This window comes from Prevotella rectalis, from assembly GCF_900607215.1.
Taxonomy (GTDB): Bacteria; Bacteroidota; Bacteroidia; order Bacteroidales; family Bacteroidaceae; genus Prevotella; species Prevotella brunnea.
In genome coordinates, this window is record NZ_LR027820.1 from 991,070 (window position 1) to 1,001,503 (window position 10,434).

Consider the following 10,434-nt stretch of genomic DNA (forward strand, 5'->3'; position numbering starts at 1 on the left):
CCTCTTTTACCTAACTCGCAAGATGCCTATTTCACGAAATAATGCTACTGGGACCCAACTCCATTTGATAACCGGCCTTCCAAAAAGGAGTTTGTTATTATCACACAACTAATAACAACTTCGACAATGAGAGACAACATCATGATCACCTTTGCCAATCAGAAGGGCGGTGTCGGTAAGACTACGCTCTGCACCATGTTCGCCGATTACCTGGCGGCAAAGGGAGAAAGCGTACTCGTTGTGGATTTTGACCGACAGCAGACCATTTACTCCAAACGAAAGGAGGATGTAGAGAAATATAGAGGAGTACGTTTGCCTTATACCGTACAGCCTTTCGACATCAAAGACACCAATAACGTCAGGGAGTTTCTTACCAGTCTGCGCGAGGGTTACAAAGGCATCGTGCTGATGGATACACCCGGCAACCTGTCGCAACAGGGATTGGTGCCTATCTTTGCCCTCAGTCATTACATCGTATGCCCCTATCAGTTCGAGGCAACTTCCATCAATTCCACCGCTACTTTCATCGGCTTCATCGCCAAGCTCCAACGTATGCTGCCCATCATGAAGTGCCAGTTCGTCTTCGTGGTTAATAAATGGGACAAACGGTATGGCAAGAAAGCGGAACTGGAGCTATGGGATAAAACGGAGGAAAAGCTACGCCACTTCGGACTGGTTACGCCACGCATAGAAGTCAAGGCGGATCTGCAACGATACAACACCATCGAACTGATGGGACCACAAAAGGACATCGTATCACCTACCTTCGACTTTATGTATCAACAGATATTCAAACCTAAAGAGCAGACAAAATGAAAGTAGACATTCTCCATTCGCAGACGCTGCCTACCAACGACCTGCTTAACCTACCCGATATAGACGGGGTGTTTAATGAGGTGAAAGAACCATCTGTTCCACAACCTTCGCAAACTGCGCCCAAGACAGTGCAGCCCAACATCCACAAGTCTGATGACAGTTGGCAGCTCTTCCAGCTGTATGCAAAACAATACGGCTACCGTGTCAAGAAGTACGATCGCAAGAACTACGAGATAGACAACGAGGTGGTGGAGCTGTTGAAGCTCTGCAATATCAACAATATGTCGGTTACCGATATCATCAATGCCGCCCTCCGTGCCTTTATCGGCACCAACAGTGGCTACCTCAAAGAGTTTCTACGCCGTAACGATTATATTGTCAATAACCTTCAAAATCATGTATAGGCAAAATATTATCTGGACCGTATCAATGGTGGATTTCCTTATCGACCACCACAAGGAGATGAACAATACCGCTTTAGCAGAACATTTGAGTATTTCTCTGAGCTGCCTACGGCGGAAGTTGCATGAGTTGGGCTTGCGTAAACGCCCTGTCACCAAGGCGATGGCGGCGGCTGACACGGTCAGGCGGTTATATAACAATCACTCTCATAGTGAGATAGCACATCTTACAGGTATATCTACTAGGTCGGTTTCACGAATCGTTAAGATGTACCACCTTGAAAGAACGGCAGACGAAACCCGACAGATACGGTCGCGCAGCAGGAAGAGTATCATCAAACGGGAGAAGGCCCGCGTGTTGTTCGGACTACCACAAAAAACAAACATCAAGGTGGTGGGCAACAAGAAACGTGTAGTCTTGAAGAGCATCCTGAAATCGTATGGCTATCTGACCATTCCTGGCCATAACACCTTATATTATAATGAACAGCTGAAGCGCAGACCGATCCGTGAGAGCAATGGGCAGAAGCTGGGATTGCAGTTTCAGCCAATGAGTGTCTATCTTGCCATGTCGGTTCAATGCCCATCGTTCACTTAATGCCTATTGCGTATGAGTTTTCAAATATTCCTCGGCTTTATTGTGGCTTGCTACCTCTGCTATTACTTGGGTACGGTGGCCTACGACCTGCTGGCAAACAGAAAGCGTGCTACCAGCGAAGACGATAAGGTACAGGAAGAAGCCATTGACATCTCCGATGAAGTAAGGGAATTTACGCCTATCCTTATCACTCGCCCCATCATCAACAAACAGAAGACAGCTGCCCTGAAACGAAAGCAGACAGCAGAGCTCTTGATGACCGGCGGTATTGAAGTAAACAACCTGCTGGTCAAGGTGGAAGACCTGTCGAAAGACGGTGAAAACAGCGAACTGGGCAGCTTGCTTGCCAAATGGAAGGAGTTTGATCCCGAAAGAGGGGACATTTCTCCATAAAACATACCAACTTTTTATCTTTAAATTTCAGACCTAGCACTTTAACTTGTTTGACTTTCGGCTTTAACATGGAATTGAATTTCAAATTTAATCCATTCGATTATGTCACAATTGAGAAAACAAGCAGTAAAATGCGTGGGACGTGCTTGGAGTTTTGCGAAGTGTCAGTCTTTGAAATTAGCAGTAAGCGTGGGAATGTTCGCCATGAGTACTGGAACAATGCTGGCCAACAGCAAGGGTGCTGGCGGATTTTCCAAAGCTACCACGGAGATCTCTTCGTACCAGACCCCTGTTTCCAACCTGATGAAGGCCATCGCAGCCGTCATCGTGTTAGTAGGAGCGTTCAATGTGTATTTCAAGATGCAGAACGGCGACCAGGACGTGAAAAAGACTATCATGCTCACCATCGGTGGCTGTGTGGCTTTCATCGCCATGTCGGAAGCTCTTCCGCTCTTCTTCAAGTAATCAATCGGTGGGAGCCGGACCTGCAACCAAGCGTTTGGCTCCTACCAAATTTCAAAGTTTTATGGAAGATTTCTTTCCTATATACAAAGGCATACAGAAACCGTTGGAGTTCATGGGCATCAGAGGGCGTTTCCTAACCTTTGCCGCCATTGCCATCGGTGTATCCTTTCTCGGTTTCATCCTTTTTTCCATCATCCTGGGCAAGCTGGCTGGCTTTATTGCCATGATTGTCCTTGCCCTTGTCGGACTGGCCACCATCTACATACGGCAGCGAAATGGGCTTCACGCCAAGCATCGGAATAAGGGTATTTACATCTATCATGGGATTTTCAAACACTAACGGTTATGGCACAGCAAAGAAAACCTTTCGATAAACTTTTCTCCCAGTTGCAAGACATCAGGGATAAGGACGGGAAACTGCTCAATACGGTGCTCTGGTCCCAGAAGGGGAATCCGTCCGTACTCTTCGAGATTGAGAATCCCGTGCAGCAATATTGTACCGATGCTGATCTATATTGCCTCTTCCAGGACGTACTGGCCAACATTATAAAGACACTCGGTGAGGGGTATGCCCTACAAAAACAGGACATCTTCTGCAAGCAGGAGTATCACCATGAGCCGGAGGGAGAACAGGAGTTCCTGACCGAAAGTTACTTCAACTACTTCGAGGGACGGGAATATACCGACATACGCACCTTCCTCATCGTTACGCAGGAGTGTGCGCACAATGCTTTCGTGAAATACGACGCCAAACGATGGGAGGACTTCCATGTCAAAGTAGCCAAGGTAGCTGACATTCTGCAAGAGAAAGGTATTGCCCACCGCAAGCTGAGTAAGTCGGAAATAGACGAGTATCTTCACCGCTTTATGGCATTCCGGTTCAAGCAGGGTCCATTCTCCATGACCAATTTCAAGTGTTCTGACGAGAACCTGAAGATAGGCGACCGGACGGTAAAGTCTTTTCCCTGGGTGGATATAGATGAAATCAATATGCCCAACTTCGTGAGGCCGTTCCTTTCGGTCAACATCAACGGCACCTACATTGCCACTGACCTCTTTTCTTTCCTAACGGAGATACCTTATACTGACTGTGTCATCTACAATCAGGTCATACAAATACCTGCCCAGCGCAGGCTTATGCGCAAGCTGCAAAGCAAGGCGAAGCGCCACGGATCCATGCCCGATCCATCCAACCGCATCGCCAAAGAAGATATAGAACGGCTGTTGGACACACTGGCTGTGGATAGCAAGCTGATGGTTTATACCAATTTCAATATCCTCGTCAGTTGTCCGCACGACAAGATAACGCCGGTTACATCGTACATCGAGACGAAACTCTACGACTGTGCCATCATGCCCTCTCGCTCGGCTTATAACCAGCTGGAGCTCTTCACGTGCAGCTTTCCTGGCAATGGCTATGCCTTCAATCCTGATTACGACCTTTTTCTTACGCTGTCGGACGCAGCGCTCTGCCTATGCTTTAAGGAGCATCTGAAACATTCTGAGGAAACGCCGCTCAAAACCTATTATACAGACAGGCAGGGACTTCCTGTGGCGATAGACATTACCGGCAAGGAGGGAGTACACAAGTACACTGACAATGCTAATTTTTTCTGTATCGGACCCAGTGGCAGCGGTAAGAGCTTCCACATGAATAGTGTGGTGCGCCAGCTTCTGGAGCAGAATACGGATGTGGTGATGGTAGATACTGGAGATAGCTACGAGGGTATATGCAGCTACTTCGGTGGCACCTATATCACCTACTCCAAAGAGCATCCCATCTCCATGAATCCGTTTAAGATTACGAAGACGGAATACCGACAGAACTTCGGGGAGAAGAAGAACTTTCTCAAATCGCTTATTTTTCTCATCTACAAGGGAAGCGAGATGCCTTCAAAGATTGAAGATGCCATCATCAATCAGGTCATCGTGGAGTATTATGACGCTTTCTTCCACCCCTTCCGTGGTTTTTCCGCAGAAGAGAAAGATAGGTTGCGACACCGGCTCTTGCTGGAGGATAAAAAGAACGGTGAATATGAGAAGTATGGTGAGAAGGTGGAACATAGCTACTATCAAGATTTTGAGGGATATCAGGGAAACACTTCTGCAAGTGTCAATGCAGAAAACAGAGATACCATCTTTTCTGAAGCCGAGGTTGCGCATCACATCAAGGCAAAACGTCAGGTAGAAAAGCTGCATGCTCTGGTCAATGACCAAGCTGCGACAGAGGGTGAGAAGGTGGCTGCTAACCGTCAACTCATGCGCCTCATGGCTGAGGTAATCGAAGGCAGCTACCTCATGCGCATCGAACAGAAAATCGAGAAGATGGAGCAGCGCAGACGTAAGATGACGGTCAGGAAGCTGTCCTTCAACACTTTCTATGAATATGCGCTGGAACGTATTCCACAACTGATGACCGAAAAGAAGATAGCCTTCAACATTGACAACTTTGCTGCTATTCTCGAACAGTTCTACCGTGGTGGCGAGCTGGAGTGCACGCTGAACAACGATCTGGAACAGTCACTCTTCGATGAACGGTTTATTGTCTTTGAGATTGACAAAATCAAAGATGACCCTGTGCTGTTCCCTATCGTGGTGCTCATCATCATGGATGTGTTTCTCCAGAAGATGCGTATCAAGAAAGGCCGAAAGGCTCTCATCATCGAAGAGGCATGGAAAGCTATCGCCTCGCCTACGATGGCAGAATATATCAAGTATCTCTACAAGACGGTGCGTAAGTTCCACGGCATCGCCGGTGTAGTGACACAGGAACTGAACGACGTGATTGATTCTCCCATTGTCAAGGAGGCTATCATCAACAACAGCGACGTGAAAATTCTGCTTGATCAGGCCAAATTCAAGGATCGGTACGATGACATTGCGGCTATCCTCGGACTGACAGCGGTTCAACGACAGCAGATCTTCACCATCAACAGTCTTAACAACCACGAGGGGCGGAATTACTTCAAGGAGGTATGGATATGCCGTGGACAGGTATCGGATGTGTATGGTGTGGAAGAACCGCCTGAATGTTACTGGGCCTACACCACGGAACGGGCGGAAAAGGAAGCCCTCAAGATTTACACGAAGCATTATGGTGGTAACATCCAACGGGCCATCACAGAGATAGAGAAAGACCGCAGAAAGGCAGGGATAAGCAAATATCTCGATTTCGCGCGGCATGTCAACGAACATCAAAACATTATGAGCTTATGGAAAAGTTAAGGTTAATTTTCGTTCTGGCGATGCTCCTTGCCTCGCTGAACATTCGGGCTGGCTGGCGTGTGGTGATAGACAAGAAAACCACGGCCGCCGTTATGTCCAATGCTGCTTCGCAGAAACTCATAGAGGACAGGCACAACGGGCGTCTGGATTCCATCAATACCAAGCAAGAGAAGCTGATGAAATATACCGCTACGATGGCAAGCATCAAGGAACTTTACCAACTCTCCATGCAGAACATCACTGGTTTTGGGGAAGAAAGCAGATACTACGGTGAAATCGTCTCGCTCACAGCCAGCATCTTCAAGGATGTGCCCATCGTGCTGAAACAGCTCGGCAAGTCACCGGGCAAGAACTATGTGGTATGCCTCAATGAGATGACCAATCTCGTGTCCGAGACGCAAGGACTGGTACACGACTTTGTGGATATTGTAAACAACGGCAAGGTACGCAATCCTTTGGACACGGCCAAAGATGACAGCAAGGACGACGGATATAACCTGCTCAACCGCTATGAGCGGCTGACGATGGCCAACAAGATCTACAGTCGTCTGCTTGAAATCCACTATAAGCTGGAGGTTATGGTGATGATGTGCCAGTTCGGTAACAACTGGGGGGATGTGCTCATGGCCATTGACGTGGAGTCGTGGGCTGCCTATATCACGGCTCAAAACTCCGTTGACGGGTTGATTGATAACTGGAACGGCTTGGGTGTCTAAAAAAGTTTGGCTTATGAAAAAGGCATGGAATATAAAAAGATATGGGCTGTTGTTATGGTGCTTCATGGTAGCAGCTCCCATCTTTGCCGATGTTATACCGACGCCGAGGGATCCGCTAACCATTGAAGCCCTTATCAGTCTGCATAAACTCATCAAGGGTGAAGAGGACAAGGCCTTGGCAAAGGTGGCAACGAGTTTTGGTGAACAGAGCATCATCACAAAGGGTGCTACCAAGTTCAATGATGTCAGAACGACCTTGGACAGTAAATTGAATAATGGCTATTCCTACGTCATCTTAGCCAGCGCATTGGGTTCGACAGTCAACAGCATGTATCGCTTGATACAGGAGTACTCCCAGTTTACACGCTCCACTTTTCAATATACCTCCAAGAAGCCGATGGTGGCATGGTACTATACAGAAGCGAATATGGCTTGTGCAAGAGAAATCAAAAACATCAAAGCCCTTTATGCATCGCTTGCCGCCAGCGGTGTCAATGTAATGAAGGCCTCGATGGACGAGAAGCTTCACCTTATCATGGAGTTGAAGACTTCCATAGAAAACATGAGAGGTATCATCGACGGTGCCAACGTCTGGTGTAGCATCATTACCGTCGGCGGGGTCAGATACGATTATATTTGGGACATCCTCAACAGTGAGGTGACGGACAAAATAGCAGAAGGAGTAATTAACAAATGGAACGGTATATGAGAAAATTTCTATTCATCATGGCAGGGTTACTTTATCTTTCACTGTCTGCATTTGCACAGCATCCGACCTACGATGACCAGAAGGAAAAGCAGTGGAAGTCGATGGAGAACGGACCATGGGACTTTGCTCCTGCATGGTATTATTACTTATTACACAAGAAATATAGCGGTGGTGAGGCTTACTGGCAATGGAGATTTCTCAAATCTGGCTGGAGAGTCAGGTTTAAGGAAAGTAAGTCCAGCGTGAAACGCATCATGCCCACTCGTATCACCGCCGAAGAGACGCAACGACAGAAGATGAAGGAAACCGAGCATGAACGTGCGAAGATAGAAGAACTCTACAAGGAGGAAGTGACGCGTGCCGCTGACAGGAATGTCGATCTGGTTTATTCCTCCTTCAAAGCCGACTTCGAACGCATGCAGAAATCTATTTCCGACGGACTGCTCTTCTGTATGCAGAGGAGCAGCGGCAAACTGAAATTTCAGGTCGATGAACTGACCCGGCAGAACGAGATGATTTGCCAGGATATAGCCTATATCCACCGGACGGGTGTGGGATATGAACTTGAAAACGCCAAACGGCAGAAAGCCTACCAACAATATAAGAAACAGATGGAGGAAATTGTCAGTCGCGTGGCACATCTTGTAGGCATGGCGCAAAACTATTACAAACGATAAAATTATGGTTACAGATATTTTGATGAATATTGCAAGTCAGCTACTCACCATGGGACTGCCCTCTATTGACCAAAGCCTTGAGAAGCTGCTGGTGGCGATGGAGACTTTTCCGAAGTCGGCGGTGCTGGGCAACACCGTGGGCTACGCCCGTGTCATAGGCTTGTGCCTCGCCCTTTGTGTGGGTTCCTACGAGTGCTGGATGATGATGCTTGGACGTAGGGCGATGGACGTAATGAAACTTCTCCGCATCGTGGGACTGTCCATCTGCATCACTTACAGTTCTTGGATCTGTCAGGAACTGACCCGACCGGGCAAAGCGTTGGAGGCGACCACCAAACAGATGGCGAGCAGCAAGAACAAGGAAGTGGCTGCGCTGGAACTCAAAGTAGCACAGAAGCAGTCGGACTATCTCAAACGACTCCGCCAGGTGCAGGACAGTATTGAGACAGCGAAGCAGGTACAGACCATCGGGGAGGATGCCCATTGGTGGGATAAGCTCATCTACAACATGGAAAATCTGGGCACGACCATCAACAACTATGCGCAGCGAGCCACCGTAGCTGCTGAGACAAAGGTGTCGGAATGGATAAACGACGTGATACGCTTCATCGGTGAACTGATATTCCAGATGTCGTATTATGGCATCTTGGTAGCCCAGCGTATTTTCATGGCTATACTGGCCACATTTGCCCCCATCATGTTCGCCCTCTCGATAGTACCTCCATGGAGCAGTGCATGGTCGCAATGGATCAGCAAATATCTGTCCTTGTCGCTATGGGGATTTGTCACCTATATGTGCCTGTACTATATCGACTTCATCCTGATGTATAACCTCGGCGAGGACCTCAATGCCTATGGCAGGCTTCTGCAGGGGCAGGTGAACTCTTGGGGACAGATAGGCGCTTTGGGCATTCAGGGCATTGGCTCCAACTGCATGTATGCTATGGGTATGCTGGTGGGTGCCTATATCATCCGTTTCGTCCCTGAAGTGGCATCATGGCTAATTCCAGGGGGTGTGAGTTCAAGTGCTGGCAGTGCAGCCGGAGGTGTCGTAGCAGGAGCCGTGGGCGGAGCTGTGGGCAGTGCCGCTTCTACTGGAGTGGGTATCGCTTCAGTGGCTACACCAATGGCGGGTTCGGCGGTATCTGGTGCGGCGCATCTTGGCGCAGCTGGTATGGCAGGAGCTGTGAGCGGCGCAAGTGGCTATTCCGATGGCGGAGTGGCTACTATGGCTGGAGTCATGGGAGGCGCTGCCTCGGGGATGGCGAAGGAGGCCAAACACATGTTCACAGAAAGCTCTGCTGGCAAGGCGGCATCGAAGATGGGCAGCTCCATGAGAGATTCTTACAACAGAGGAAAATAAACTAAAAACGACAGAATATGTTAATACAAAGTTTGGAACAGAAAACAAGGCTCGCACTGACAACTGTACTGCTGACCATCATCGGCAGTACGGTGGTCTGTGCCTGCTGCATCTTCTACTGTGCCAAGTTGGTAACGGAAGAGCGTAATCAGATTTATGTCCTCGATGGCGACATTCCTTTTCTCGCTGAAAGGAGTAAGCAAGAGGCGAATTTTGTCATGGAGGCAAAAGCACACATCCAGCTCTTCCATCAGTATTTCTTCAATCTACCACCCGATGACGACTATATCAAATGGACACTGTCCAAAGCCATGTATATGGCGGACGGTACGGCACTGAAACAGAAACAGGCGATGGAGGAAAACGGTTTTTACTCGGACATTGTCTCTTCTTCGGCCGTGTGCATGATCATCTGTGACTCCATCAAACTAGACGAACACACTCGGAAGTTCAAATACTACGGTACGCAGATTATTAAATATTACTGTCCGCTAAACATAGAAATCCTCATTCCAACTCATTGAGACACAATAGTTCGGATGACAGCATGTTAGTGACAAGCCCCCTTATTCATTTTCTGTTACCTCGGGTGGCGATTCAGCCGCTGCTTCAAGCATGAGTTTCATGTCGGCATCCGGCATGTTGAAGAAATTATTCATGTTGAGGTATTCCATAAGTACAATGCGCACCATAGTAGCCAGCCCTGAGAAACTCCACCGCCTCTGCAATGAGCTTTGCAGCAGTGACAGTAATAGATTGGCAATGAGTGTAACCCAAATCTGTATCTTGATGGCGTTGACACTCTCCCCATAGAAGTATCTAAGCGGGAAGTTCTGTTTTATCTGCTTGAAAAGAGACTCTATCTGCCACCTCCTGCGGTAGATGGCTACGATAGTCTCCATGGACATGTCAAAGTCGTTGGTAAGCAAGGACACCAACTTTGGCATCTTTCCCTTCTTGATATCCACATAGGTGATGATACGCGCTATATGGTTGATACCGCCCTTCCTGAACACCACCACCTGCTCACGATATTCCATCAGCCCATCCTCGTTCATATCCATGCAGTCT

The 10,434-nt window shown here is 48.1% G+C and carries 12 protein-coding genes and 1 pseudogene; 12 read left to right on the forward strand and 1 reads right to left on the reverse strand.

Going from position 1 to position 10,434, the window contains the following annotated elements:
* The first annotated feature begins 126 nt into the window (after nt 1-126).
* From E0E16_RS05230 to E0E16_RS05285, 12 genes and pseudogenes are all read left to right on the forward strand, one after another.
* Nucleotides 127-816 carry a ParA family protein gene (locus E0E16_RS05230; RefSeq protein ID WP_130829379.1) on the forward strand — a complete coding sequence of 230 codons (690 nt, stop codon included), beginning with the start codon at nt 127-129 and terminating at the stop codon, nt 814-816.
* On the forward strand, nt 813-1,220 hold the full coding sequence (locus E0E16_RS05235) for a lipase (protein ID WP_130829381.1): 408 nt from the start codon (nt 813-815) through the stop codon (nt 1,218-1,220). The genes E0E16_RS05230 and E0E16_RS05235 overlap by 4 nt, the downstream gene beginning before the upstream one ends.
* The gene (locus E0E16_RS05240; RefSeq protein WP_130829383.1) at nt 1,213-1,815 is read left to right on the forward strand and encodes a DNA-binding protein; all 603 of its coding nucleotides are present in this window, start codon (nt 1,213-1,215) and stop codon (nt 1,813-1,815) included. Before E0E16_RS05235 ends, E0E16_RS05240 begins: the two co-directional genes overlap by 8 nt.
* Nucleotides 1,816-1,827: 12 nt before the next feature.
* Complete coding sequence (locus E0E16_RS05245) at nt 1,828-2,208, forward strand: hypothetical protein (protein ID WP_130829385.1); 381 nt, start codon at nt 1,828-1,830, stop codon at nt 2,206-2,208.
* A gap of 102 nt (nt 2,209-2,310) precedes the next feature.
* A complete protein-coding gene (locus E0E16_RS05250; protein ID WP_004347460.1) occupies nt 2,311-2,673 on the forward strand; it encodes a DUF4134 domain-containing protein in 363 nt (120 codons plus the stop codon).
* Between the two features lie 61 nt (nt 2,674-2,734).
* Nucleotides 2,735-3,013 (forward strand): DUF4133 domain-containing protein, encoded by a 279-nt coding sequence (locus E0E16_RS05255; protein WP_004342148.1) that lies wholly within the window; start codon nt 2,735-2,737, stop codon nt 3,011-3,013.
* Nucleotides 3,014-3,018: 5 nt separating this feature from the next.
* Nucleotides 3,019-5,898, forward strand: a complete 2,880-nt coding sequence (locus E0E16_RS05260) for a TraG family conjugative transposon ATPase (protein ID WP_130829387.1) — start codon at nt 3,019-3,021, stop codon at nt 5,896-5,898.
* Nucleotides 5,886-6,614 carry a hypothetical protein gene (locus E0E16_RS05265; RefSeq protein WP_130829389.1) on the forward strand — a complete coding sequence of 243 codons (729 nt, stop codon included), beginning with the start codon at nt 5,886-5,888 and terminating at the stop codon, nt 6,612-6,614. Before E0E16_RS05260 ends, E0E16_RS05265 begins: the two co-directional genes overlap by 13 nt.
* Before the next feature lie 13 nt (nt 6,615-6,627).
* Nucleotides 6,628-7,323, forward strand: coding sequence for a hypothetical protein (locus E0E16_RS05270; RefSeq protein WP_130829391.1), 696 nt, complete (start codon nt 6,628-6,630; stop codon nt 7,321-7,323).
* Nucleotides 7,320-8,000 (forward strand): DUF5045 domain-containing protein, encoded by a 681-nt coding sequence (locus E0E16_RS05275; protein ID WP_130829393.1) that lies wholly within the window; start codon nt 7,320-7,322, stop codon nt 7,998-8,000. The genes E0E16_RS05270 and E0E16_RS05275 overlap by 4 nt, the downstream gene beginning before the upstream one ends.
* A 4-nt stretch (nt 8,001-8,004) precedes the next feature.
* On the forward strand, nt 8,005-9,363 hold the full coding sequence (locus E0E16_RS05280; protein ID WP_130829395.1) for a TraJ family protein: 1,359 nt from the start codon (nt 8,005-8,007) through the stop codon (nt 9,361-9,363).
* A gap of 17 nt (nt 9,364-9,380) precedes the next feature.
* Nucleotides 9,381-9,842: pseudogene (locus E0E16_RS05285) on the forward strand (conjugative transposon protein TraK); the annotation flags it as partial.
* Between the two features lie 87 nt (nt 9,843-9,929).
* Here E0E16_RS05285 and E0E16_RS05290 read toward each other — a convergent pair.
* On the reverse strand, nt 9,930-10,434 hold a 505-nt coding region (locus E0E16_RS05290), incomplete at its 5' end, for a transposase (RefSeq protein WP_130829751.1).

Excerpts from the sequence above, each read along its gene's own strand:
- E0E16_RS05250 (WP_004347460.1), top strand. The coding sequence starts at position 2,311 with ATGTCACAATTGAGAAAACAAGCAGTAAAATGCGTGGGACGTGCTTGG.
- E0E16_RS05270 (WP_130829391.1), top strand. The coding sequence starts at position 6,628 with ATGAAAAAGGCATGGAATATAAAAAGATATGGGCTGTTGTTATGGTGC.
- E0E16_RS05265 (WP_130829389.1), top strand. The coding sequence starts at position 5,886 with ATGGAAAAGTTAAGGTTAATTTTCGTTCTGGCGATGCTCCTTGCCTCG.
- E0E16_RS05280 (WP_130829395.1), top strand. The coding sequence starts at position 8,005 with ATGGTTACAGATATTTTGATGAATATTGCAAGTCAGCTACTCACCATG.
- E0E16_RS05230 (WP_130829379.1), top strand. The coding sequence starts at position 127 with ATGAGAGACAACATCATGATCACCTTTGCCAATCAGAAGGGCGGTGTC.
- E0E16_RS05235 (WP_130829381.1), top strand. The coding sequence starts at position 813 with ATGAAAGTAGACATTCTCCATTCGCAGACGCTGCCTACCAACGACCTG.
- E0E16_RS05255 (WP_004342148.1), top strand. The coding sequence starts at position 2,735 with ATGGAAGATTTCTTTCCTATATACAAAGGCATACAGAAACCGTTGGAG.
- E0E16_RS05275 (WP_130829393.1), top strand. The coding sequence starts at position 7,320 with ATGAGAAAATTTCTATTCATCATGGCAGGGTTACTTTATCTTTCACTG.
- E0E16_RS05240 (WP_130829383.1), top strand. The coding sequence starts at position 1,213 with ATGTATAGGCAAAATATTATCTGGACCGTATCAATGGTGGATTTCCTT.
- E0E16_RS05245 (WP_130829385.1), top strand. The coding sequence starts at position 1,828 with ATGAGTTTTCAAATATTCCTCGGCTTTATTGTGGCTTGCTACCTCTGC.
- E0E16_RS05260 (WP_130829387.1), top strand. The coding sequence starts at position 3,019 with ATGGCACAGCAAAGAAAACCTTTCGATAAACTTTTCTCCCAGTTGCAA.